This window comes from Stenotrophomonas sp. YJH_SMC_40 (genome assembly GCF_059368615.1).
The window spans coordinates 249,287-273,557 of sequence record NZ_JCAFRX010000005.1; the positions used below are offsets into that span (position 1 = coordinate 249,287).

The 24,271-nt window shown below is 67.1% G+C and carries 23 protein-coding genes and 1 pseudogene; 11 read left to right on the forward strand and 13 right to left on the reverse strand.

The window, feature by feature from the left end; all coding sequences use genetic code 11:
• Positions 1-34: 34 nt before the first annotated feature.
• The gene (gene blaL1 / locus AC5P6X_RS11725; RefSeq protein ID WP_088436320.1) at positions 35-907 is read left to right on the forward strand and encodes a L1 family subclass B3 metallo-beta-lactamase; all 873 of its coding nucleotides are present in this window, start codon (positions 35-37) and stop codon (positions 905-907) included.
• Between the two features lie 122 nt (positions 908-1,029).
• Here the strand turns inward: blaL1 and AC5P6X_RS11730 are convergent, their stop codons facing one another.
• Entirely contained in the window at positions 1,030-1,566 is a 537-nt protein-coding gene (locus tag AC5P6X_RS11730; protein ID WP_108269811.1) for a DUF411 domain-containing protein, read from the reverse strand.
• Positions 1,567-2,205: 639 nt separating this feature from the next.
• Here AC5P6X_RS11730 and AC5P6X_RS11735 point away from each other — a divergent pair.
• Positions 2,206-3,222: a DUF4034 domain-containing protein gene (locus AC5P6X_RS11735; protein ID WP_234411867.1), complete on the forward strand. Its 1,017-nt coding sequence runs from the start codon at positions 2,206-2,208 to the stop codon at positions 3,220-3,222.
• 18 nt (positions 3,223-3,240) lie between these two features.
• Here the strand turns inward: AC5P6X_RS11735 and AC5P6X_RS11740 are convergent, their stop codons facing one another.
• Positions 3,241-5,523 (reverse strand): FdhF/YdeP family oxidoreductase, encoded by a 2,283-nt coding sequence (locus AC5P6X_RS11740; RefSeq protein ID WP_108269809.1) that lies wholly within the window; start codon positions 5,521-5,523, stop codon positions 3,241-3,243.
• A 244-nt stretch (positions 5,524-5,767) separates the two neighbouring features.
• Here AC5P6X_RS11740 and fdhD point away from each other — a divergent pair, with 244 nt between their 5' ends.
• A complete protein-coding gene (gene fdhD / locus AC5P6X_RS11745; protein ID WP_088436284.1) occupies positions 5,768-6,607 on the forward strand; it encodes a formate dehydrogenase accessory sulfurtransferase FdhD in 840 nt (279 codons plus the stop codon).
• Between the two features lie 109 nt (positions 6,608-6,716).
• Here the strand turns inward: fdhD and AC5P6X_RS11750 are convergent, their stop codons facing one another.
• Complete coding sequence (locus AC5P6X_RS11750) at positions 6,717-7,253, reverse strand: carboxymuconolactone decarboxylase family protein (protein WP_495215459.1); 537 nt, start codon at positions 7,251-7,253, stop codon at positions 6,717-6,719.
• A 106-nt stretch (positions 7,254-7,359) separates the two neighbouring features.
• On the opposite strand from AC5P6X_RS11750, the gene AC5P6X_RS11755 reads away from it, so the two are divergent.
• Positions 7,360-8,256, forward strand: coding sequence for an AraC family transcriptional regulator (locus AC5P6X_RS11755; RefSeq protein WP_495215460.1), 897 nt, complete (start codon positions 7,360-7,362; stop codon positions 8,254-8,256).
• A gap of 695 nt (positions 8,257-8,951) precedes the next feature.
• A pseudogene (locus tag AC5P6X_RS11760) lies at positions 8,952-9,029 on the forward strand (helix-turn-helix transcriptional regulator); the annotation flags it as partial.
• Between the two features lie 438 nt (positions 9,030-9,467).
• Here AC5P6X_RS11760 and AC5P6X_RS11765 read toward each other — a convergent pair.
• The 8 genes from AC5P6X_RS11765 to AC5P6X_RS11800 form a co-directional block, all read right to left on the reverse strand.
• Positions 9,468-10,025, reverse strand: coding sequence for a TetR/AcrR family transcriptional regulator (locus AC5P6X_RS11765; RefSeq protein ID WP_088436282.1), 558 nt, complete (start codon positions 10,023-10,025; stop codon positions 9,468-9,470).
• A 4-nt stretch (positions 10,026-10,029) separates the two neighbouring features.
• On the reverse strand, positions 10,030-11,562 hold the full coding sequence (locus AC5P6X_RS11770; RefSeq protein ID WP_495215462.1) for an MFS transporter: 1,533 nt from the start codon (positions 11,560-11,562) through the stop codon (positions 10,030-10,032).
• Positions 11,563-11,714: 152 nt separating this feature from the next.
• On the reverse strand, positions 11,715-12,461 hold the full coding sequence (locus AC5P6X_RS11775) for a hypothetical protein (protein ID WP_088436280.1): 747 nt from the start codon (positions 12,459-12,461) through the stop codon (positions 11,715-11,717).
• Positions 12,461-13,081 carry a DUF3299 domain-containing protein gene (locus tag AC5P6X_RS11780; protein ID WP_495215463.1) on the reverse strand — a complete coding sequence of 207 codons (621 nt, stop codon included), beginning with the start codon at positions 13,079-13,081 and terminating at the stop codon, positions 12,461-12,463. The genes AC5P6X_RS11775 and AC5P6X_RS11780 overlap by 1 nt, the downstream gene beginning before the upstream one ends.
• A complete protein-coding gene (locus AC5P6X_RS11785; protein ID WP_495213536.1) occupies positions 13,071-13,622 on the reverse strand; it encodes a DUF3299 domain-containing protein in 552 nt (183 codons plus the stop codon). The genes AC5P6X_RS11780 and AC5P6X_RS11785 overlap by 11 nt, the downstream gene beginning before the upstream one ends.
• A 2-nt stretch (positions 13,623-13,624) precedes the next feature.
• Complete coding sequence (locus AC5P6X_RS11790) at positions 13,625-14,878, reverse strand: ABC transporter permease (RefSeq protein ID WP_108269804.1); 1,254 nt, start codon at positions 14,876-14,878, stop codon at positions 13,625-13,627.
• Positions 14,871-15,566 carry an ATP-binding cassette domain-containing protein gene (locus AC5P6X_RS11795; protein ID WP_108269803.1) on the reverse strand — a complete coding sequence of 232 codons (696 nt, stop codon included), beginning with the start codon at positions 15,564-15,566 and terminating at the stop codon, positions 14,871-14,873. Before AC5P6X_RS11795 ends, AC5P6X_RS11790 begins: the two co-directional genes overlap by 8 nt.
• Positions 15,563-16,096: a ZrgA family zinc uptake protein gene (locus tag AC5P6X_RS11800; RefSeq protein WP_108269802.1), complete on the reverse strand. Its 534-nt coding sequence runs from the start codon at positions 16,094-16,096 to the stop codon at positions 15,563-15,565. The genes AC5P6X_RS11795 and AC5P6X_RS11800 overlap by 4 nt, the downstream gene beginning before the upstream one ends.
• A gap of 32 nt (positions 16,097-16,128) precedes the next feature.
• Here AC5P6X_RS11800 and AC5P6X_RS11805 point away from each other — a divergent pair, with 32 nt between their 5' ends.
• Positions 16,129-16,605 (forward strand): MerC domain-containing protein, encoded by a 477-nt coding sequence (locus tag AC5P6X_RS11805; RefSeq protein ID WP_495215464.1) that lies wholly within the window; start codon positions 16,129-16,131, stop codon positions 16,603-16,605.
• Between the two features lie 57 nt (positions 16,606-16,662).
• On the opposite strand, the gene AC5P6X_RS11810 is transcribed toward AC5P6X_RS11805, so the two are convergent.
• Positions 16,663-18,795: a TonB-dependent receptor gene (locus AC5P6X_RS11810; RefSeq protein ID WP_227199364.1), complete on the reverse strand. Its 2,133-nt coding sequence runs from the start codon at positions 18,793-18,795 to the stop codon at positions 16,663-16,665.
• A 189-nt stretch (positions 18,796-18,984) separates the two neighbouring features.
• Between AC5P6X_RS11810 and AC5P6X_RS11815 the strand changes: the two genes are divergently transcribed.
• From AC5P6X_RS11815 to AC5P6X_RS11835, 5 genes are all read left to right on the forward strand, one after another.
• Positions 18,985-19,839: a helix-turn-helix domain-containing protein gene (locus AC5P6X_RS11815; RefSeq protein WP_049481020.1), complete on the forward strand. Its 855-nt coding sequence runs from the start codon at positions 18,985-18,987 to the stop codon at positions 19,837-19,839.
• Positions 19,840-19,954: 115 nt separating this feature from the next.
• Positions 19,955-20,332, forward strand: coding sequence for a copper homeostasis periplasmic binding protein CopC (gene copC, locus AC5P6X_RS11820; RefSeq protein WP_197577943.1), 378 nt, complete (start codon positions 19,955-19,957; stop codon positions 20,330-20,332).
• A gap of 10 nt (positions 20,333-20,342) precedes the next feature.
• On the forward strand, positions 20,343-21,227 hold the full coding sequence (gene copD, locus AC5P6X_RS11825; RefSeq protein ID WP_197577944.1) for a copper homeostasis membrane protein CopD: 885 nt from the start codon (positions 20,343-20,345) through the stop codon (positions 21,225-21,227).
• A 45-nt stretch (positions 21,228-21,272) separates the two neighbouring features.
• Positions 21,273-21,971, forward strand: coding sequence for a heavy metal response regulator transcription factor (locus AC5P6X_RS11830; RefSeq protein WP_049481014.1), 699 nt, complete (start codon positions 21,273-21,275; stop codon positions 21,969-21,971).
• Positions 21,968-23,335 carry a heavy metal sensor histidine kinase gene (locus AC5P6X_RS11835; RefSeq protein WP_495215465.1) on the forward strand — a complete coding sequence of 456 codons (1,368 nt, stop codon included), beginning with the start codon at positions 21,968-21,970 and terminating at the stop codon, positions 23,333-23,335. The genes AC5P6X_RS11830 and AC5P6X_RS11835 overlap by 4 nt, the downstream gene beginning before the upstream one ends.
• On the opposite strand, the gene AC5P6X_RS11840 is transcribed toward AC5P6X_RS11835, so the two are convergent.
• The gene (locus AC5P6X_RS11840) at positions 23,324-24,247 is read right to left on the reverse strand and encodes a LysR family transcriptional regulator (RefSeq protein WP_495215466.1); all 924 of its coding nucleotides are present in this window, start codon (positions 24,245-24,247) and stop codon (positions 23,324-23,326) included. The genes AC5P6X_RS11835 and AC5P6X_RS11840 overlap by 12 nt on opposite strands.
• Positions 24,248-24,271 lie beyond the last annotated feature (24 nt).

Sequence of the window (24,271 nt, forward strand, 5' to 3'; positions counted from 1 at the left end):
TAGTTTCTGGGCCTCCTTCAAGCGGACGTGGATCATGCGTTTTACCCTGCTCGCCTTCGCCCTGGCCGTCGCTCTTCCGGCCGCCCACGCCAGCGCCGCCGAGGCACCGCTGCCACAACTGCGGGCCTATACCGTGGATGCGTCCTGGCTGCAGCCGATGGCGCCGCTGCAGGTTGCCGACCACACCTGGCAGATCGGCACCGAGGACCTGACCGCGCTGCTGGTGCAGACCGCCGAGGGCGCAGTACTGCTGGATGGCGGCATGCCACAGATGGCCGGTCACCTGCTGGACAACATGAAGCTGCGCGGCGTGGCCCCGCAGGACCTGCGATTGATCCTGCTCAGCCATGCGCATGCCGACCACGCCGGCCCGGTCGCCGAGCTCAAGCGTCGCACCGGCGCGCATGTGGCGGCCAATGCAGAAACGGCGGTGCTGCTGGCGCGCGGCGGCAGCAACGACCTGCACTTTGGCGACGGCATCACCTATCCGCCGGCCAGCGCCGACCGCATCATCATGGATGGCGAAGTGGTCACGGTGGGCGGCATCGCATTCACCGCGCACTTCATGCCAGGGCACACCCCGGGCAGCACCGCCTGGACCTGGACCGACACCCGCAATGGCAAGCCGGTGCGCATCGCCTACGCCGACAGCCTGAGTGCACCGGGTTACCAGCTGAAGGGCAATCCCCGTTATCCGCGCCTGATCGAGGACTACAAGCGCAGCTTCGCAACGGTACGGGCGCTGCCCTGCGATCTGCTGCTCACCCCGCATCCGGGCGCCAGCAACTGGAACTATGCCGCCGGCAGCAAGGCCAGCGCCGAGGCACTGACCTGCAACGCCTACGCAGATGCGGCCGAGGAGAAGTTCGACGCGCAGTTGGCCAGGGAAACGGCCGGGACCCGCTGATTCTGTAGCGTCGAGCTTGCTCGACGGAGCCGCAGAGCAGTCGAGCACGGCTCGACTCTGCAGAGAGCAAGTCGGCCGCGAGGAAAGGTGCCGGTCAGACCGACCGGCACCACCACTGGCTGTCAGCCACCTTGCCCGTGCTGGGCAAACGGCTCGGTGCTGCCGTCGGTGCGCACCAGCTCGACGGTGTACGGCTGCACGTAGCCGTCCGGCATTTCCATGCCCGGCGAACCGGCCGGCATGCCGGGCAGCACCAGCCCGCGCGCGGCCGGGCGTTCGGCCAGCAGGCGCTTGATGTCCTCGGCCGGGATGTGACCCTCGACCACGTAACCGCCGATCTCGGCGGTATGGCAGGAGGCCTTGCCGACCGGCACGCCCAAGCGGACCTTGATTGGATTCATGTCATCGGTGTCGCGCACATCGACCTGGAAGCCGGCGGCCTTCAGGTGGTCGACCCAGATGCCGCAGCAACCGCAGCTGGCGGTCTTGTGCACGATGGCGATCGGCAAGGCTGGATCGATCTTGGCCGGGCTGGCCTGGGCCGGTGCCGGTGCTTCGCTGGCGACCGGTGCCGCGGAGGATTCTTCGGCGGCACGAGCGCAGGCGGTCGTGGCCAGCACGGTGCCCAGCAGCAGGCCGAGGGAGAGAGTACGGCTCATTGAGTGATTCCTTTGCAGAGGCGGGCAACGTAGCCCGCCGCCCGCGCATCGAAGCCGCGGGCAGAGTCGAGAAGAAGTCGAGCAGCTACGGCAGGCGCGTAGGGCCTGCAGGGAATCACGCGATGGGGGGCCGCAGCGGGTCGAGTCTCGGCGGCGGTGCGCGTTGCTGGGCATTGGCCGGAACAGGCGCCTCGCGCCACGGCGAGGCCGGTGTTCCGTTCAATGTCGCCAGCATGCCAAGACAGGCCGGTGGGCATTCGCACTCACCACTCTGGCAGGCCGCCGGGGCTGCATCATCGCAGCAGCCGGCTGCAGCCATCGCGGCCGAGTGCGGTGCAGCGCAATGCCCCTGGCTGGACGGGCCGCTGTACGAAGACGCAGCGAGCGCCAGCGCCGGTGCATTCAGCACCAGGGCGACAAGCAACATCCATCGCAGCAGCAGGCCAGGCAGGTTCACCGGCCGATGATAGCCGATGCAGGCGCCCTGAACGTTGGGGGGGCAACGACCCTGACAGCTTGACAACCACGCGGCCGACTTGCGCGATGCCCCTTGCTATGGCGAGATGGCAATCGTGCCACCCTGCCTTGCCACGCCCCTACCTCTGTCCCCGACACGGAGTCCCCCTCATGAAAGGATTCATGCGAACACTGCTTGTGGTGCTGCTGTTGTCGTGCGCGACCATCACCCACGCCGAAGAACCAAGCGAAGATGAAGCAAGCGAACGCGCTGAAGTCTCCCGGCAGGCACAGCAACTGCTGGAGAAGCAGGACTTTGCCAGACTGGAACAACTTGCCAGTCGTTACCGGGATACGGATCGCTACTTCAGCAGTGGTGTCTGGAAGCTTTCGGCGTACTACGTAGGCATCGGCTATGCCTTCAGCATGCGCAACCGTGAGCCGGCCTACTGGCAGGGTCGCGAGAAGCTCGTGCAGGCGTGGATCTCGCGCTACCCCAGGTCGCCGTCGGCGCGCCTGGCCATGGCTGAGATGCTCAGCCGCCAAGGCTGGAGCATCCGCGGCCCCGGCTATGCAAATACGGTGAAGGAAGAGGACTGGGCACCGTTCAAGGCGCTGCAGCAGCAGGCCGTTGACTACCTGCTGAAGTACAAGGACATCGCCAGCACGGACCCGTACTGGTACGAGTCGATGGAACACCGGGCGATCGAACAGAGTTGGGATGCAGACCGCTTCTTCGCATTGCATGACGAAGGCATCGCGCGCTACCCGGGCTACTTCCCGCTCTACTTTGCTGCCGTACGCTACTTCGCTCCGAAGTGGGGCGGCGATCCGGCTGGCCTGGAAGCCTATGCTCGCAGGGTCATGGCCGCGGCCCCACCGCAGGACCAATACATGCTGTACGCCCGTATCTACTGGGTCGCCTCGCAGCGGGAGTACGAGGACCGTTTGTTCACCGATTCGAAAGTGAACTGGCCGACCATGAAACGCGGCTTCGAAGACGTGCTGTCACGTTATCCCTCGCCATGGAACCTGCAATCATTCGCGTACTTCGCCTGCCAGGCCAATGATCCCGTCAAGGCCCGTGAACTGCTGGCGCAGATCCAGGAACCGATCGTTGGCGCTTGGCGGGATACGGCCAACTATTTCCGTTGCTCCTTTGCTCTGGATGAACCCAACCCACATGCCGAAGGCCCATAGGACTGGATTCATCCACTGCTATGCGACCGCCGCCATTGCACTCATCCGCACCGGGATCGACTTGGCCGCTGGGGTACCGCTGACCCGATCGTAGTAGTCCAGCGGCAACAACGGGTTCAGTTCGGGGTAGTAGCCGGCCAGCGCGCCGCGCGGCATCGGGTAATCCAGCACGGTCAGGCCTTCGATGCGCCGCTGCACGCCATCACCGCTGATCGTCTCCAGGCTGACCCGCGCTTCCTTGTCCAGCCCGCGCGCCAGCCGGTCCTCGATGTTCATGAACAGCACCATGCGATCGTTGTACACGCCGCGATAGCGGTCGTTGTAGCTGTAGATGGTGGTGTTGTACTGATCGTGCGAGCGCACGGTGGCCAACCGCAGCATGTCCGGATCATGTACGGGATCGTCCACGTCCAGCCCAGGCATCACCAGGATGTTGGCCTTGCCATTCGGCGTGGGCCACACCCGGCGGCGCGGCGGAATGTCCAGATGGAAACCGTGTGGCTGCTGGATGCGCTCGTTGAAGCCGGTGTAGATCTCCGGATACACCGCAGCAATCAGCTCGCGGATGGGTGCGTAGTCGTGCATGCAGCTGGCCCAGTCAACCCTGCTGTCGGGCAGCGTGGCCAGCGCCATGCGGCAGACGATCTCGACCTCGGGCAACACATCGGCGCTGACCGGTTCGAGCACGCCGCGCGAGGCGGTCACATTGGACATCGCGTCCTCGATGGTGACGAACTGCTCGCCGGCCGGCGTGACGATGCGCTCCGAGCGCGCCACCACCGGCAGGATCAGCGCATCGCGGCCATGAACCAGGTGCCCACGGTTGAGCTTGGTGGCGATCCCCACGGTCAGGTCCAGGCCACGCATTGCCTCGTACGCGCGCGGCGTATCGGGCACCGCATGGATGAAGTTGCCACCCAGGCCGACGAACACTTTGGCGCTGCCGTCCAGCATCGCCTCGATGGATTCGACCACATGGTGCCCATGCTCGCGCGGCGGGTCGAAACCGAACACCTGCTGCACGCGGTCCAGATAGGCCGGCTTGGGCTTCTCGTCGATGCCGACGGTGCGGTCGCCCTGCACATTGGAATGGCCCCGGATCGGCCCGATGCCAGCACCGGGCTTGCCGAAGTTGCCACGCAGCAACAGCAGGTTGGCGACCTGCTGCAGCAGGCGCGAGCCGTACTGGTGCTGGGTCAGCCCCATGCCGTAGCAGATCACGGTGGCATTGGAGCGGATGTAGATCTCCGCACAGCGACGGATCTGCGCCTGCGAAATGCCGGACACCTGCACGATCTCGTCCCAGTCCTGCGCCATCACGTCTTCGCGCAGCGCCTCCAGGCCCACCGTGTGTTCGGCGAGGAATGCATGGTCGAGCACACGCTCACCCTGCGCCTCGCGCTCGAACATCACCTTCATCATGCCCTTGATCAGGGCCAGGTCGCCGCCGATGCGGGTGTGCACGAACTCGCTGGTGATCTCGGTCGAACCGAACGTGGCCATCTGCACCATGTCCTGCGGCTCGGCGAAGCGGATCAGCGCGCGCTCGGGCATCGGGTTGACCGCCACGATCGGAATGCCGCGTTTGCGCGCCTCGACCAGGTTGCTCATCATCCGCGGTGAATTGGTGCCGGTGTTCTGGCCGATCACGAAGATCGCCTCGGCGTGCTCGAAATCCTGCAGCACGATGGTGCCCTTGCCTACCCCAATGGCCGGCGGCAGGCCGCGGCTGGTCGGCTCGTGGCACATGTTCGAGCAGTCCGGAAAATTATTGGTGCCGAACTCGCGCACGAAGATCGAATACAGGAACGCCGCTTCGTTGGGCGTGCGTCCGGAGGTATAGAACTCGGCCTGGTGCGGGCTGTCCAGCGCCTGCAGGTGGCGGCCGATCAGTGCGAAGGCATCGTCCCAGCTGCACGGCACGTAGTGATCGGTGGCCGCGTCGTAGCGCATCGGCTCGGTCAACCGGCCCTGCATCTCCAGCCAGTAGTCGGTCTGCGCCATCAGCTCGGTAACGGTATGCCGGGCGAACAGCTCACGACCGGCACGGAACTGGGTGGCTTCCCAGGCCAGTGCCTTCGCGCCGTTCTCGCAGAACTCCAGCTTCTTGCGTTCGTCGGCATCGGGGAACGCGCAGCTGGGGCACTTGAAGCCACCGGGCTGGTTCATCGCCAGCAACGCCTTCGACCCCTTGCCGATCACACTCTGCTGCAGCAGCACCTTGGCGGTGGCTCCGGCGGCACCCCAACCACCTGCGGGCTGATTGTAGGGCTTGTAACGCGGCGGCTTCTGCTCGGACATGTTCGGGAACCTGACGGGAGGAACGCGGCAACCATGGGCACAACGCGGTCCGGCGGCGCTTTCGGATGCACAGCCAGCCCCACAGTCAAACACGGCCTGCACGGCTTCGCCAGTGGGTGCGCGCTGTTTTCGGCGCAGCCTGCCATGACAACGGTTACACCTGCGTCAGCGCATGGCCACTACGCTATTCTCGATGGCGTGGGTGGTCCACCACCTGCGCATCTCCCCTGTCCGGACGCGCTGCATGCCTGATTCGACCCCACCGCACACCCCGCCTGCCGGCACGGCGCAGCGCCCGTTGCAGCGCTGGCGCAGCGAGGGGCGACAGCCCCTGGTCGACGTGGTGGCCGAGGAAGTGCCGGTGGCGCTGCGTTACAACGGCGCCGCCTTCGCGGTGATGATGGCCACGCCCTGCGACCTGGAGGACTTTGCGCTTGGGTTCTCGCTCAGCGAGGGACTGATTGCCACGCCCTCGCAGCTGCTGTCGATCGACATCCGCCCACAGCTGGAAGGCATCGAACTGCAGATGACCGTGGCCGAGGAGGCACCCGGTGCCGGCCTGGACCCCGCCAATGGGCGCCTGCTGCCCGGCCGTGGTGGCTGCGGCCTGTGCGGCACGCGCCAGCTGGAAGAAGTGCTGCGCCCACTCCCGCAGATCCGCGAGCGACGCAGCTATTCCGCCACCGCCCTGCAGCGGGCGGTGGCCACCTTGGCGCAGCACCAGCCGATGAATGCGGCAAGCGGTTCGATCCACGCCGCGGCCTGGGCCGACGCCAGTGGGCGCATCGGCTGGGTACGCGAAGACGTCGGCCGCCACAACGCACTGGACAAGCTGATCGGCGCCCTGCATCACAATGAACACACGATCGAGGGTGGTCTGCTGGTGATTTCCAGCCGGGCCAGCTACGAGATGGTCAGCAAGGCAGTGCGCGCCGGCGCCAGCGTGCTGGCAGCGGTGTCCGCGCCGACCGCGCTGGCGATCGATCTGGCGCGCAGCGCCGGCCTGTGCCTGGTCGGGTTCGCGCGGGAAAGCGGGTTCAATGTGTATACCCATCCCGAACGGCTGCAGGCAGACGACAAGTAGCCCCGAAAACCCCGCGCTGCGCGCGATAGTCGACTGACAGTCGACTCTACCCGGTCGGCTCCATTCAGACCGGTCCGGGCGACCACTGCCACCCGGGCCAGGCCAGATCTCAGCGCAGCGCGACCTTCGGGAAGTCCACCGGGACGTCGAATGCTACGTTGATGTAGTTGGTGAACAGGTTGAGCGCGACGTGGGCGAGGATCTCAACGATCTGCTCATCATCGAAGCCAGCCGCGCGCAGCGCCTGCACGTCGCCGTCGGCGATCTGCGCACGCTGCTCAACCACCTTCAGCGCGAAGTCCAATGCCGCCGAGGTGGCCGGATCGCTGGACTGGCCGATCTGCGCGGCGGCCATCTGCTCGCCGCTGGCGCCGGCCTTGCGGCCCAGCGCGGTGTGCGCGGCGAGGCAGTACTCGCAGGCATTGCGGTTGGCGATGGCCACGGCGATCTGCTCGCCCAGCAGCGGCGACAGGCGACCGCCGCCCAGCGCGCCGAACGCACCCCACATGCTCTTCAGGGCAGCCGGCGAGTTGGCCACGGCACGGAACATGGCCGGGGTGGCGCCGAAGGCGGCGTGGACCTGGCCCAGCAGGGCCTGACGGTCGGCGGTGGTGTTGGCGGCATCGATCAGGGGGACACGGGACATGGTGGATCTCCTTGGGAAAGCGCCCGGGATTGGACGACCCGCTCATCCTAGGTAGACTTCCTGGACGAATCAGGCGCAATAAGCCACACATGTTGTCCATTCAGCCATGAACGTGTCCGCCGACACTTCCGCACCCGACCGCCTCTCCTCTCTGCTGGAACGCTTCCGGGTGCAGGCCGCGCTGTTCCACAGTGGTCCGCTGTGCGGGCGCCACGTCTTCGAGCCGCAGCCCGGTCGTGCCTTCCTGCACATCCTGCGCCAGGGTGAAATGGAGGTCCGTCATCCCGGGGGCGATATCGCGCTGCCCCGGTTGAAGATCGACACACCCAGCCTGCTGCTGTATCCGCAGCCGCTGCACCATGTGTTCTTCAACGCACCGCTGGATGGCCCGGATTTCACCTGCGCCACGCTGGACTTCGATGGCGGCGCGCGCAATCCGATCGTGCAGTCGCTGCCACCGGTGATGGTGGTGCCGCTGGCGGCGATCCGCGAACTGGATGACACCCTGCACCTGCTGTTCGCCGAGGCCGATCGCCAGCGCTGCGGTTCCCGGCTGCTGACCAACCGCCTGTTCGAGGTGGCGCTGATCCAGATCCTGCGCTGGGTGGTGGACCACCCGGATGCGGCGGGCGTCAGCCATGGGCTGATGCGCGGGCTGTCCGATGCGCGGCTGGCCCGTACGCTGGTGGCGATGCACCAGGCGCCGCAGGACGAATGGACGCTGCCGCGCATGGCTGCGACTGCCGGCATGTCGCGCAGCGCGTTCGCGGCCGTGTTCAAGGAGGTGATGCAGGCGACGCCGGCCGCTTATCTGCTGGACTGGCGGCTGAGCCTGGCCTGCGCGCAGCTGCGGGCAGGCGTGGCGGTCAAGCAGGTGGCGATCGAGGTGGGGTTTGCCGATACCGCCTCGCTGTCGAAGGCGTTCCGCAAGCGGCTGGGGGTATCGCCGAGGGCGTGGCTGGCCGCGAGCGCCGCGCAGGCTGGGCAGACGCGCGAGGAGTAGAGTCGACTGTCAGTCGACTAACGCGCGAAGCGCGGGGTTTTCGTGATCTGACCGAGGGGCAGTCGACTGACAGTCGACTCTACCGAAGCGCATTTTCGTGGCCTGACCGAAGGGCAGCCGACCAGCGGTCGGCTCTACCACGGGCGATGTCTGCGCGCCGGCCGGCCGCTCAACTGGACGTTCCGTCATTCTCGCTGTCGAAGGCGTTCCGCAAGCGGCTGGGGGCCAGACTGGGCAGACGCGCGAGGGGTAGAGTCGACTGACAGTCGACCAGCGCGCGAAGCGCGGGGTTTCGTTCTCTGATTGAAGAGCAGTCGACTAACAGTCAACTCTACCGAAGCGCATTTTCGTGGCCTGACCGAAGGGCAGCCGACTAACGGTCGGCTCTACCACGGGCGATGTCTGCGCGCCGGCTGGCCGCTCAACTGGACGTCCCGTCATTCTCGCTGTCGAAGGCGTTCCGCAAGCGGTTGGGGGCCAGGCTGGGCAGACGCGCGAGGGGTAGCGTCGACTGTCAGTCGACTAGCGCGCGAAGCGCGGGTTTTCGTTGTCTGACCGAAGGGCAGTCGACTGACAGTCGACTCTACCGAAGCGCATTTTCGTGGCCTGACCGAAGGGCAGCCGACCAGCGGTCGGCTCTACCACGGGCGATGTCTGCGCGCCGGCTGGCTGCTCAACTGGACGTTCCGTCATTCTCGCTGTCGAAGGCGTTCCGCAAGCGGCTGGGGGTATCGCCGAGGGCGTGGCTGGCCTCGGGCGCCGCGCAGGCTGGGCAGACGCGCGAGGGTAGAGTCGACTGTCAGTCGACTAACGCGCGAAGCGCGGGTTTTCGCTGTCTGACCGAAGAGCAGTCGACTGACAGTCGACTCTACCGAAGCGGCATTTCCGTGGCCTGACCGAAGGGCAGCCGACCAGCGGTCGGCTCTACCACGGGCGATGTCTGCGCGCCGGCTGGCCGCTCAACTGGACGTTCCGTCATTCTCGCTGTCGAAGGCGTTCCGCAAGCGGCTGGGGGCCAGCTGGGCAGACGCGCGAGGGGTAGAGTCGACTGTCAGTCGACTAACGCGCGAAGCGCGGGGTTTTCGTTGTCTGACCGAAGAGCAGTCGACTGACAGTCGACTCTACCGAAGCGCATTTTCGTGGCCTGACCGAAGGGCAGCCGACCAGCGGTCGGCTCTACCACGGGTGATGTCTGCGCGCCGGCGGGCCGCTCAACTGGACGTTCCTTCAGACTTCGCCAACAACCCGGCGATGCGCTCGGCAACACGGGCGCGCACGCCTTCGTCCAGCTGGCCTTCGTACATCGCCTCGTAGATCCACAGGCCATCGGCGGCCAGGCGCGCCACGAAATTGTCGAGCGTCGTCGGATCGACATTCCCGGCCTCCGGCGCGGATGGTGCCCAGCGCCGTACCGCCGGTCCCCATGGACGCTCGCCCGCCTCCGGGTCGGCCGATTCCAGCATGAACATCAGTTCGGCACGGGTGGCACTCTGCGCCGAGACACGCACGAAGGTCTGGTAACGCTCCAGTGCCGTCGCTTCATCCGCGCGCTTGCCCAGCAGCGTTTCCATCGATGTTTCCCAGGCCTGCACCAGGTGCTCGTCGATGCCGCGCAGCAGCGCCTCGCGCGACGGGAAGTGGTACAGCAGGCCGCCGCGGGTCAGCTTGGCCTCGGCCGCCACTGACTCGAAGGTCACCCCTCGCACGCCATCACGATTGATCACGTTGACGGCGGCGTCGAGGATGCGGTCGCGCTTGCTGGTTCTCATTGCCTCATTTTACGCGATCGGCCGCACCCTCGCGGCTGCCGACGCGGCCGCGCAGCAGGCGCGCCAGGATCGTCGCGCCCAGCGCCAGCACCGCCGTGATCACCAGCAGCACGATCTGGTAGCCACGGTCATACGCCGCCGCAGTCAATGCGAACCACTCGCCCTGCCCGCTCTCGCGCGCGGCATGCAGCGCCTGGGTGAAGCCTTCACGGGCCAGTGCCGGCATGTCTGCCGAGACCGGCAGGAACGCGCTGTACATCGCGGCGCTCAGGCTGCCCAGCATCGCCACCGCCAGCAGGCCACCGAACTCATAGGACACTTCTTCCACCGACGAGGCCATGCCTGCGCGGTGTGCCGGCACATTGTTGAGGATGGCGGTGGATGCCACCGAGATGGCCGAACCCATGCCGAAGCCGGTGATGGCCATACCAGCCACCACCCAGCCAAGGCCTTGCGGGAAGCCGAACGCCACCACGCCGACGCCCAGCGCACCTGCGGCCAGGCCACCACAGATCAGCGGGCGCAGGCCCACCCGGTGCAGGATGCTGCCGCCCAGCAGCGCGCTGGGCAGGCTGCCCAGTGCCGCCACCGAGACCAGCAGGCCCGCCTGCAGCGGCGTGAAGCCTGCAACCAGCTGGAAGCGCTGGGTGGTGACCAGCTGCAGGCCAGCCATCGCGAACAGGGTGAACACCGCCGACAGCGTGCCGGCCAGGAACGCAGGATTGCGGAAGATCGCAAAGTCCAGCAGCGGGTACGGCAGCTGCTGCTGGCGGCGCGCGAACGCCGCACCGCTGATGACGGCCAGCAGCAGCGCGCCCGCGCCCAGCGCATACGACGGCGGCGTAGCGATCAGCGACTTGATCGCCAGCACCAGGCCGGACAGTGCCGCCAATGCCAGCACCGAGGACACAAGGTCCCATGGCCGCGAGGTGTCGCGCTGGCCTTCCGGCGCCAACAGCAGCGTGGCCACGAACGCGACCACCACCACCGGCACGTTGATCAGGAACACCGAGCCCCACCAGAAGTGCTGCAGCAGCCAGCCGCCAATGATCGGTCCGAGCGCCGCGCCGACGATGGCCACCGAACCCCAGATCGCGATGGCGATGTTGCGTTCGCGCTCTTCGTGGAAGCTCAGGCCGATCAGCGCCAGCGTGGCCGGCATCATCGCTGCGGCACCGACCGCCAGGAACGCGCGTGCGGCAATCAGCTGCGCTGCGGTGTCGGCGAACGCCGCTGCCAGCGAAGCGACGCCGAACACCACCAGGCCGATCAGGAACATGCGGCGATGGCCGATGCGGTCGCCCAGCGTGCCCGCACCCAGCAGCAGGCCGGCCATCACCAGCGGATAGGCGTTGATGATCCACAGCGCCTGTCCGGCACTGGCCGAGAGTTCCTCGGTCAGCGTCGGCAGCGCGGTGTAGAGCACGGAGTTGTCGAGCGTGACCAGCAGCAGGCCGGCGGCGACGGTGAACAACAGTGCCCAGCGACGGGCACGCGACAGGGCCGGAGCACCGGCCAAGGGCTGGGACAAAGCCATGGGAGAACCTGATGGGGGTGGAGTACGATCATAACTATACAGGATGTCCTGTATAGTTATGACCTTGAGAGCCAGCCGATTCAGCTTTTGTAGAGGCGAGCCTGCTCGTCGGAACCGCCAGCCAGGCGTGGCCTGGCTCTACTGGTAGACGCTCACCGGCAGTCTTCCGGCAGCGCGGCGATGGCCGATACCACCGCCGCCTGCATCCCCTGCCCTACGGCGGCGTCCAGCTCGCCACCAATGTCACCATGCTGGCGCCGCAGTTCGTCCTCGCACAGCCCGCGCACGCGCGCACGGGCATTCGCGCGCAGGCTGCTGCACCGCCAGTCGGTGCCACCCAGCGGCAGCACCGAATACACCACGCTGTTGCAGGCATTGCCGGCACGCTGCTGCAGTGGCAGTCCACCGAAATCCCGCGGCACGCTGCTGCGCTGCGGGTCGAAGTAGCTGTCCGGGAACGTGCGCGCGTACTGTTCGATGTCCACCGCCATGCTGCGCCCACCGGCCTGCGGCATCTGCAGCGGCTGGCCGCACTGCGTCGCGTCGGCGCGGTGCTGGATGTACTGGTAGATCGGCCGGTCCAGCGATGGATCCTGCTGGGTCACCGCACTCACCGCCGCCAGCACCGGCAGCGACGCACGATTGGCCATGCGCGCCAGCAGGCCCGCCTGCGCGGGCTGGCAGCGGTCGCGCAATGTTGCCGCGAGCAGGAACAATACGTCGTTGCGGAACGCGTGATCGTCACCCAGGCGCTGTTCGATGCGCTGGCTGGCATCGGACGCCGGTGCTGGAAACGCAACCGCCGGCGGCGCGGTGGGTGCGCGCTGCCGCTGCCACCACACCAGCAGCACCACCCCGCCCAGCAGCACCCCGGCAGCCATGATCCATCGCCTGCGCATCAGTTGCGGATTACCGTCAGCGTGGCTGCCGCGGCATCGTAGGACGCGCTGGCGATGTCCGCGTCGAAGCGCTTCACCTGCAGGCGGCCGGCAAGGCGGTACGGATCCCACAGATTGCCCAGTGCGATCGGTGTCGCCAGGGTCACATGGATGATCTGGTTGGGCGGCGGTGGTGGCACATGGATGCAGGCGCCGTAGAACGGCACGAACAGCAGTTCATCCACCAATCCTGCATCGTTGGTACCGAGCGGTACCACGTAGCCATCCAGATCCACCGCGCGACCATCAACAGCATCGACCACGCGCGAAGAGCCGAACTGCTTGGCGCGATCCGGGCTGGAATGGTCGATTTCCTGCCCCGGTGGCGTGCCTGAGCCGGTGTCGTCGATCAGCCCGCCCACATCATCCATGCCACCGCGTGACAGGCCGATCTGCGGCGGCGGGCGCTGATAGGTGACCTCGTCGGGCCGCAACGCATCCCAACGGTCGATGGGGGCTTCGGCCGTGGCGGAGGGCGCCGGTTTGTCCTGCAGCGTGACCACCACGGCATCGCCGCCCGGCGCGGTACAGCCCGCCAACCACAGGCATCCCAACGCCAGCAACAGGTGACTACGGTTCATAGGGCCTCAACTGTGCGTCACGCATGGTGTAGGCCGAACCGGCCAGATCGTCGTCCAAGCGTTCGGCCCGCAGGGTGCCGGCCAGGAAGAACGGCGAATACATGTCCGGCATCTCGATCGGGCGCGGCAGCACCACGTGCACGATCTGGTTCGGCGGTGGTGGTGGCACGTGGATGCAGGCGCCGTAGTACGGCACGAACAGGAATTCGGTCAACCGCCCGTCCTGAGCGTTGGCCAGTGGTACCACGTAGCCTGGCAGGCGCACCGGCCGCTGCAGTACCGTGTCCACGGTGCGGAAGGTGCCGAACTGCGGCATGCGCCGGTTGCCGTTGTGCTCGACTTCCGGGCCCTCGCCGCGTTCCAACGCGGCCAGCTCGTCCTTGGGCATCATCTGCAGCCAGTCCAGTTCCTGCTCTGCAACGTCTGCAGGGTCATCGCGGTCAACAACCGGCGCGGGTGGCAGGGCCTGCACACCGGTATCCACCGGCCGCTCGCAGGCAACCAGGGCCAGCACCATCGGCAGCGACAGCATCCAGCGCATGCTCAGCCTCCCGGCGACAGGCCATCGACCAGCGTTCGCCGGTAGGCCAGCAATGCCGGCACCAGCCCAGCCACCGCACTGATCGCCAGCACGCCTGCCACCCACGCCAGCTCGCGGCCATCCGGCCAGACATGGGTGATCGACAGGCCGAAGGTGGCCAGTACCCAGCCGCGCCCGGCAATGCTTGCGACCACCAGCAGCGACAGGGCCAGCACACAGGCCACCGCACTGGTCGCCACCGCTTCCACCACCAGCAGGCCGGCGATGTAACCCGGCCGTGCGCCGGTCGCGCGCAGGATGGCCATCTCACGCCGCCGCTCCTGCAGGGTCGAGACCAGCAGCGCCACCAGCGAGACCATGCCCAGCAGCACCACCATCGCACTGATCAGCTGCAACGCCCGCTCGGCCGTGCCCAGCGTCTGCCACAGCTGCTGCAGGGTCACGCCGGGCAGGATCGCCAGCATCGCCTCGTCCGGATACTCGTTGATCCTGCGCTGTACCGAGAACGTGGCGATGCGCGAATTCAGGCCGAGCATGAAGCCGGTGATGCTGGTCGGGGTCAGGTCCAGGTGGCGCGCCTGCTCGGCGCTGACGCTCTGGCTGCGTAGCTGCACGCCCGATCGCCAGTCGACATGGATCGCCTCGATGGCCGGCAGCGAGACCAGCAGCGACGAATCCACCGGCGTGCCGGTGCGCTGCAGGATGCCCGCAACGCGGAACGGCTTGTCGGCATGCGTGGCCAGGGTGACCGCGCCGGTGCCGTGCGCCAGCACGATCTCATCGCCGAGGCCGACCTTCTGCGCGCGTGCCACCTCCGCACCGATTACCGCGTCGTACAGATCATCAAAGGGCCGCCCCTGTGCAAAGGCCAGCTCGTGGCCGGAACCATAGCGATAGTGTTCAAAGTAGCCGCCAGTGGTACCCACTACACGGTAGCCGCGCCAGGAATCGCCCAGCGACAGTGGCACCGACCACTTCACCTGCGGCAATGCGGACAGCTCCTGGTAGGACTGCCAGGACACGTTGTTGGTCGGGTCACCGATATGGAACACCGAGTACAGCAGCAGGTTCACCGGTCCCGAACGCGCACCGACGATCAGGTCGGTGCCCGATACGGTGCTGGCGAACCCCTCGTGCGCCTGCGTGCGTACACGCTCGACGCCCAGCAGCAACACCACGCTGAGGGTGATGACCAGCACGGTCAGGCCCACGCTCAACGCACGGCTGCGCAGGCTGGCCCAGGCAAGCTCAAGCATGGCCGGCACCTGCGTGGTTGATCTCGGACAGTGAAATGGTGCGGTCGAACAAGGGCTGCAGGCTGTCGTCATGGCTGACCACCAGCACCGTGGTGCCAGCTGCTTGGCACTGCGCCGACATCAGCTTCAGGAACGCGGTTGCCGCTTCACGGTCAAGCGCCGAGGTGGGCTCATCGGCCAGCAGCAATGCCGGACGACCGATCAGGGCACGTGCTGCCGCCACGCGTTGTTGCTGGCCGACACTGAGCGTACCCGCGGGCCGCTGCATAAGCTCAGGGTTGAGCTGCAGGGCCTGCAGCAGGCGGGCGATCTCGGCATCCAGCGGCCCACTGATGCGCGCGCTGCGCAGGCGCGAAAAGCGCAGGCCCAGCGCGATGTTGTCGCGCACGCTGAGGAACGGCAGCAGGTTGAACTGCTGGAAGATCACGCCCAGGTGGTCGGCGCGGAAGCGGTCCCGCGCGGCACCGCGCATCGCCTGCAGCGCGTGACCGGCGACTTCGATGCGGCCCTTGCCGGGCAGCAGCACGCCCGCCAGCAGGCCCAGCAGGGTGCTTTTGCCGCCACCACTGATTCCGCGCAGCAACACGCTGCTGCCCTGCTCGACCCATAACCGCGGAATGTCCAGCACCAGCTGCATGCCGTAGCCGAACTGCACGTTTTCCAGCGAGATCACCGGTGCCGCGCTCACGGTGCCAGCACCACACGCAGGTTGTCGGGCGTGAGCACGCTGCGATTCTGGCCATGGGCGGTTGCGCTGTTGACGATGACTTCGTGCAGGCCGGGGAACAGCACAGGCAGGCGCACGACGATCGCCCGCAGCTCGGCAGGTTTGGCACAGTGGTACTGCAGCGTTGCGCTGAAACCTGCGTGCCGGTGCTGTCCCGGCGGCGGCGCGGCGGCCGTCGCGTCGAAGCCCTCTGCATCGGCGTTACTGGTGGCCAGACGGCACTCTGCAGCGGTGGGCAAGGTGACCCAGCTGCCGCCCTTCAGCAACGACGTCGCCCGTGCCAGCGCGGCCTGCTCGGCTGCATTGGCCGGCGGCCGCTCGTAATCGAGGATGCCTATGCCGGGGGCCTGAAGGGCGAATTCCAGAGTTTGCTGGTCAAGCGCAACATCAACGGTCGCCTGGCCATGCACGTGCGGTGCGTGCTGGCGGATGTCATGGGCCTGTGCGGCGCTGGCAGCCAGCAGCAGGAAAAGAGCAGCAGGAAGCTTCATGGGGGAGTCTCAAATTGTTACTATGTAACATTATGGACCATATCCCCACGACGACCGCAAGGGCCCTGGCCCAGCCGCCAACTTCGGCACGCTGGCACCCCCGCTTCGATCTTGCCGGTGCCTGGCTGTCCCTGGCCTGCGCCGCCCACTGCATCGCCCTGCCCCTGCTGCTGGCCTTCGTGCCGGCAGCGATGATGGCGCTGCGCTCGTTCCAGCATCCCGGCCATGGCGCGATGACATTGCTGCTGATGATGTCGCGCTGGGAATGGCTGTTCGCGCTGCTGGCCTCCTCGTTGGCCTTGGCGAGTACCTCGGCCGGGGTGCACCGGCATGGGCGCTGGCGGCCTGCAAGATTGGCCTGCGTTGGCGCCATCCTGCTGCTGTCAGCCTCTCTGTATCTGCCGCTGAAGGAATCGCTGCTCTGGCATGGTGTGGCCACGGCATGTGGTGGCGTGTTGTTGGCGGCGGCGCACGTCGGCAATCGACGGGCGTTGCGTAACCGCCGGTAGCGCCGGCCGTTGACCGACGCCCCGAAGATGCCGGCCAGCGGCCGGCACTACCTATCATCAGAAGCGGTAGCCCACTTCCGCCCCGAAGATGCGCGGGCTGTCGACCGGGCCGTAGTAGTTGCCATCACGCCCAAAAGCCAGATTGTCGAAGATCAGGCCGTTGATGCGACGCTTGTTGGTCAGGTTCTGCACGAATACCCGTGCACTCCACGGCCCGGTTTCGTAGCCCAGCTGCGCCCCCAGCACGGCGACGGTCGGCTGGAAGGCGCGGTTGCGCTCGTCAAGTGCGCTGGAGCCGGTGAACTGCGACTCCAGCCGCGCGTAAAGCCCGGATTCAAACTGGTAGCGTGCGGCCAGGTAGCCGGTGTAATGCGGCGTCAACTTGACCCGCTTGCCATCCAGGTTCTGGTCGACGGTGACCCACAGTTTGGTGTACTTCGCGTCGACGTAGCCCACATTCGCCATCAGCGTGAAGCCAGGCACTACTTCGAACACCCCCTCCAGTTCTGCACCCCGTGACCGGATCGAGGCGTCCGATCCCACGTAGTCCGACGAAATCGGGCGGCCGTTGGCATCGGTGGCCACCTGGATCTCCTGCCAGTTGTCCGAGGTGATGTGGAAAAGTGCCCCGCCGATGTGGCCACGACCGCCAGCCAGATTCATCTTGAACCCCAGCTCGTGGCTCCACATGCGTTCGGATTCGTAGCGCAGCACCTTGTCGTTGACCACATCGCTCTGTGCTGCGGCCAGGTTGAAGCCACCTGGAATGTAGCCCTTGGCCGAGGCGGCATAGAACGACAGGTCGTCAGTGGCGTCGTAGCGCAGCGACACCCGCGGCAGCGTCGCCGTGAAGGTATGCGCCAGCGCGGCGTCGCGGTACAGCACGCGGCCACCGGCGCCCAGATCCAGCGCACCGGCACGCTGCTCGGTGGAACGCCGTGCCTGCTCATGGCGCAGGCCGGCACTGGCGGTCAGCTTGGGCAGCGCGGGGAAGGTGTAGCTTGCGGTAGCAAACACACTGTAATCCTCGCCCTTCGAGGTCTGCCGCGGCGCCAGGTTGTAACTGTCCAGCCCATGCAGCGCCGGGCCGACGAACGTGCCAAGGATCGAATCCTTGCTGTTGCGGTAGGTGGACACACCGGCCATCCAGGTCAGGGCCTGGTCACTGGGCGAACTGAAGCGCGCCTCGGCCGTCCACTCGCGCTTCCTGTCGTAGATGCGGCCTGCCAATGCTGGGCTCTGGGTCATGTCAAAGTCATAGCCGGCGGAGGTCACTTCCTCGCTTCGCCAGGAGGCGGCCACGTCCAGCGTGCCTGCCTGCAGCTGCCATTGCGCGCTCAGGCCCGCAACCGACTCATCCTTTTCGGTGCGCTTGGGTGCGTCGTTGATGTAGGTGAAATCACCGGCACGACGGCCACCGTTGAGCGACGTGCCGTAGGTGCGGTTGTACAGGCCGGTGTCCAGCGGCAGGTACTCGTACTCGAACATGCCGGGCGCGCGGGTGCGCAGGTGATAGGCCAGCGCGTTCACCGAAACATAGTCGCTTGGCCGCCAGCGCAGCTTGCCCTGCAGGTAGCCTTCGCCCACCCTGCCGCGCGCACCGGACGGCGTGAGGTTCTTCAGGTAGGCGTCCTCATCCGAGCCCATGAACGCCACCGAGCCGGACAGGCTGCCCGTCTTGTTCAACGGCCCTGTCAGGAAGCCATCGAGAGCGGTGCCATTGCCGTTGCCGAACCAGGTGCTGCGCACATTGACCTCGCCCTCTCGCGCATCGGCCGGGCCGCGTGTACGCACCAGCACCAGCCCCGACTCGCTGTTGGCACCGTACAGCGTGCCCTGCGGCCCGCGCAGCACCTCCACCGACTCTACCTGGTTGAGCACGGCATTGCTCAGCTCACGGAACGGAATGCCGTCGATGTAGACCGAGGCCCGGTTGACCAGGAACGGATTGGACTCGATGCCACGGATTGAGATGAACATGTTGCTGAGCTGGCCCATCGCGTTGAACTTCACGTTCGGCGCCAGCTTGTCCAGGTCACGGAACTCGGTGACACCGGCCTCCTTCAGCGCCTGCCTGTCGAGTACCGTCACCGACAGGTCGCTCTTCAGGTAGGGGGTATCGCGCTTTGAACCGGTGACGCGTACACCGTCGAGCGTGGCCGGGTCGGCCTGCTGGGCCAGCACGGGCATTGCGGGAATGAGCAGGGATGCCGCAACGAGGGCGGCGGCAGGCGTGGACGACTTCAACGGGGAGACCTCGACGGGCTGGACTGGAGGACGCGCGAGCGGCGGCAGCGCGGGACTAGAGTGTTATCATGCAACACCCGCGCCGCGCTGCCACTCCATTCCGGGCGGCACTGCTCCATTCCCGGATCCGAAATGCCAACCCTCGCCGACCAGCTGTTGCAGGAAGCCGGCCCGCAGCCCCCTGCGGTTCACGCCAGCAATGATGGCGCGGTGGTGCTGCTGCGCCACCACTTCGACGCAGGTGAAGGTGAGATGGGGCATCCGCACCAGCTTCGCCTGGGCATGGCCGTGGGCGGCGGCGGACGACTGCAGCAGCACACCCTCAACGGTCTTCTGCAGGCATCCTGGCGACCTGGCCAGTTCAACCTGGTGCTGCCCGCAGACACCGGCACCTATGTCAGCCCGTCAGTGGATCTGATCGGGATCGCCATCGATACCCGCATGCTGCCGCACAACGTGCAGACGCTGCATCACCTGCAGCCGCTGGCGGCGCGGCTGCACCGCGATCCGGTGGTGTCCGCGGTGCTGAGCGCGTTGTGGTGCAGCACGCAGGCCGATGCCTGCCTGCCCGGCTTCCTTGAGCATGGCGCGCAGGTGCTGCTGCACCGCCTGGGCCAGCTTGCCGGCCAACCTCGCGAGGCACGCGGCACCACGTCCGCGCTGTCGGCACGACGGCTGCGACAATTGGAGGCCTACATCGACGCGCAGCACGGTCGGGCGCTGACGGTCCCACAGCTGGCTGCTGCAGTGCAGATGGAGGCCGCAACGTTCAGTCGGGCGCTACGCGCGGCCACAGGCCTGCCACCCTACGCGTTCCTCACCCAGCGCCGCATGCACTGGGCGCGCACCGAACTCGCGCAGGGCCGCCGTGTCACCGATGTTGCCCTGGCCAGCGGGTATGCCAATCCCAGCAAGTTCAGCGCGGCATTCCGCCGCGTGCTCGGCTGTTCGCCGTCTGCATGGATCGCGCAGTCACGTACCCGGTAGTGCCGGCCGCTGGCCGGCAGCCAACCAACATTACAAGACGGTAATGTCCGCGTCAGAACAGCGAAAGGCGCCACTCTTCACCCTGAGGGCCAGTTCTCCCACAGGCGTTCCGCGCATGATCCGTCCCCTGCTCCGCCCCGCCTCCCTTGCTCTTCTCCTGTCCGGCCTGGCGGTTGCGCCGCTGGCCCTGGCCCATCCCAGTCTGGTGCGTTCGACGCCGGCCGCCGACGCCACCGTAGCCCCGGCGACCGAGATCATGCTGCAGTTCAGTGAGAAGGTGATGCCGCGTGCCACCCGCATCGAACTGAGCATGGACCATGGCCGCATGAAGATGGCCATGCCTACCGTCGCGCAGGACGTTTCCGAAGATGGCCACACGCTACGCGCGCGTTTCGCCAAGCCGCTGCCCGCCGGCAGCTACGCACTGCAATGGCGCGCGGTCGGTCAGGACAGTCATCCGATGACCGGCAGCTACCGCTTCACCGTGAAGTAAGGCTGCCGCCATGGCCGAGCTCTCGCCGTATGCGCTGCGGCTGGCGCTGTACCTGGTACTGATGCTGCTGTTCGGGCGGCTGCTGTTCGTCCGCCCCGGGCTGCCACGCGGCATCTCGCTGGCGCTCGCCGTGGTTGCGCTGATCCTGGTCGTCATCGATGCCGTGAACCGGTTGTCGGGCGTGCTCGGCATCCCGGCAGCCGATATCGACCCAGCAACGGCGCACTGGTTCCTCACCGGTACGCCGGTGGGTGAGGCGGGGCTGCTGCGCATCCTGGCCCTGCTGGCAATGCTGCCGCTGCTGGCAGTCAATCGCCCGGTGCTGGGCCTGCGCCGTCTGGCGCTGCTGATACTCACGGCGGTAGCTCTGGCCAGCCTCGCCTGGAATGGTCACGCCGCCGCCGGTGATGGATTCGGCGGGACGTTGCGGCTCGTGGCCGGCATCGTGCACCTGCTGGCCGCCGGTGCCTGGGCCGGCGCGATCGCCGCCATCCTGCAGCTGGCGCTGCGTCCACAGGGCCTGCGCCTGCACGAACGTACCCGCGAACTGTGGCAGGCCGCGCACAGCTTCGCCGTGCCGGGCACGATCATCGTCGCCCTGCTGGCAATGACCGGCACCTATACCTATGTCGATCTCGGCGGTTCCATACAGACCCTGACCGGCGCCGCACATGGGCGTTGGCTGCTGCTCAAGCTGGCGCTGGTCGGTGGCATGCTGGGGCTTGCCGCGCTGCATCGCTGGCGGCTGGTGCCGGCGCTGGCGGTCTCCATCCGCGGCGGCTGGCAACCCAGGCCGCTGCGCTCACTTCGCCACAGCCTGGCCTGCGAATCGGTGCTGGCGCTGCTGGTGCTGGCCTGCGTGGCGGTGCTCGGCACTCTGGACCCATTGGCATGACTCATCCGTTCCAGCACGGGCCCAAGCTGCGATGATGGGCACACCATGAAACTGCTGATCGTCGAAGACGAACCCAAGACCGGCAACTACCTGCGCCAGGGCCTGATCGAGGCCGGCTACGTGGTCGATCTCGCCTGCAACGGCATCGACGGGCTGCATCTGGCCGGCAGCGGCGAGTACCAGCTGGTCATCCTCGACGTGATGCTGCCCGGCCTGGATGGCTGGAACGTGCTGTCGCGGCTGCGCGAGGCCGGATGGCAGGTGCCGGTGCTGTTCCTCACCGCGCGCAGCAGCATCGCCGACCGCGTTCAGGGCCTGGAGCTGGGCGCCGACGATTACCTGGCCAAGCCGTTCGCCTTCGCCGAACTGCTGGCGCGCGTGCGTACCCTGCTGCGCCGCGGCCAGGCATTGCCGCAGGCCGAGCGCATCGTCATCGCCGACCTGGTGGTGGATACCCTGCGCCGCCGGGTCGAACGCGGCGGCCAGCGCATCGCCCTCAGCCAGAAGGAATACACCCTGCTGGAACTGCTGGCGCGCCGACGCGGTGAAGTGCTGCCGCGCTCGTTGATCGCCTCGCAGGTATGGGACATGAACTTCGACAGCGACACCAACGTGATCGACGTGGCGATCCGCCGCCTGCGCGCGAAGATCGACGATGACTTCGACGCCAAGCTGATCGTCACCGTGCGCGGCATGGGCTATGTGCTGGAGGCGCCGGACGACGGTGCATTGCACAGCGGATGAGCCTGCGTCGCTCCATCGCGGTACGGCTGACGCTGCTGTTCGCCATCGTGGCTACGCTGGTGCTGGCCGCATTGGGCGTGGCGATCTATGTCAGCGCCCGCCACGACCTGGTGGCCCAGGACTTCAGCGAACTGGAGAACAAGGTTGCGTTGATCCGTGACCTGGCCGGCAACGGACCTGCGTCCGCACGCGGGCAGCGCTTGGCGGACGCACTGGGCCACCATCCGGATATCGCCTTCCACATTGTTGATGGGAGCGGCGCAGTGCTCTTCTCGACCGCACCGGCACTGCTGCGCGAGCATGCACGCAGCCAGCCGATCGACGCCGCGCCACGGCGGCACGACTGGATCCTCGCCGATGGTCGCTGCATGCATGCCCTGCACCTGCGCCAGACCCTGGCCGACGGCAGCGAGCTGGTCACCCTGCTGGCCATCGATGACGACCGCCACGCCGATTTCCTGCAGCGCTTCCGCCATCTGCTGGCGATCGCCATCATCGGCGCCGCCGCGGCCAGCAGCCTGCTCGGCGGCTACGTGGTGCGGCGCACGCTGCGGCCGCTGCGCACGCTGGCCGATGAGGCCCGGCAGATCACCGCCGGCCGGCTGCAGCGCCGACTGAGTGCACGCAGCGCACCGGCCGAACTGGAGCAGCTGGCGCAGACGCTCAACGGCATGCTGGCGCGCCTGCAGCAGGACTTCGCGCGGCTGACCGAGTTCTCCGGTGATCTCGCCCATGAACTGCGCACACCGATCACCAACATGCTGACCCAGGTGCAGGTGGTGCTGGCGCACCCGCGCAGCAATGAGGCCTATCGCGAGACGCTGGCGTCCTGCGCCGAGGAACTGCAGCAGCTGGCGCAGACCGTGGGTGACCTGCTGTACCTGGCGCAGGCCGAAGCGCCGGGTGCACTGCCCTCGCGCGAGCCAGTGGCGCTGGATGCGGTAGTGGATTCGCTGCTGGAGTTCTACGAGCTTCTGGCCGAGGACCGACAGTTGACCCTGCGCCGCGAAGGTGTGGCGAGCGTGGAAGGCAACCTCTTGATGCTGCACCGGGCGATTGCCAACCTGCTGTCCAACGCGTTGAAGTACGCAGCCGTGGGCAGCGAAGTGCGGGTGCGGCTGGTCGAGGCCGAAGGCGTGTGCAGGGTCAGCGTGCACAACCTTGGCACGCCGATCGCCAGCGAGGCGCTGCCGCGCCTGTTCGATCGTTTCTACCGCGGCGAGCGTGGCCGCCACGAAGGTGCCGGACTGGGCCTGGCGATCACATGCGCGATCGCACAGGCGCACGGCGGCAGCGTGAGTGTTGTCTCGGATGACACCGGCACCCTGTTCGAGCTGGTGCTGCCGAGCACCTCAGCCCGGTAGTCCCGGCCGCTGGCCGGCAACCCCGGTCTGCTCAAACACCCCGGCCACCCAATCGATGAACACCCGCAAGCGCGGTGACGGCGTGCGGTTGCGCGGGTAGACCAGGCTCAACGGGCTTGGGGTCGGCGGCGCGTCCGGCAACAGCTCCACCAGCTGCCCGCGCGCGATATACGGGTCCATCCGGTAGCGCGGCGCCTGGATGATGCCCAGGCCCGCCAGCGCGGCGCCGAGGAACGCATCCGCACCGGACACACGCACCCGCACCGGCAGCGGCACGTAGCGCACCTGCCCGCCCTGCTGGAACTCCAGGGGAATCAGCTGGCCGGTGGCACTGGAGCGGTAGCCGACCATCTGGTGGCCGTCCTGCAGCGATTCGATGGTATCGGGCAGGCCGTGCGCCTGCACATAGCCCGGCGAGGCCACCGTGACCTCGCGCAGCATGGTCAACCGTCGCGCCGCCAGATCGCTGTCGGCCAGCGTCCCCACCCGCAACGCCGCATCCACGCCTTCACGCAGCAGGTCGACATAGCGGTCACCCTCGCTGACGTCCAGTTCGATCTCCGGGTAGCGCTGCAGGAATCCCGGCAGGTGCGGAAACAGCAGGTGCCGGCCCAGCGTGCCATGCACTTCGATACGCAACGGGCCGCGTGGCGGCGCGTCACGGAACGCAGCCTCGGCATCATCCATGTCGGCGATCAAGCGCAGGCAACGACCATAGAAAGCCTCGCCTTCCAGCGTCGGCACCACCAGCCGCGTGGTCCGGTGCAGCAGGCGCACGCCCAGCCGCTGTTCGAGCGCTTTGATCGCGTCGGTCACCGTGGCCCGCGGCAGGTCCAGGTCCTCGGAGGCCCGGGTGAAGCTGCGGCGCTCGACGATACGGACGAAGGCGCGCATGGCCGTGAAGCGGTCCATTGTTCGGCTACCCGAATGATGTTG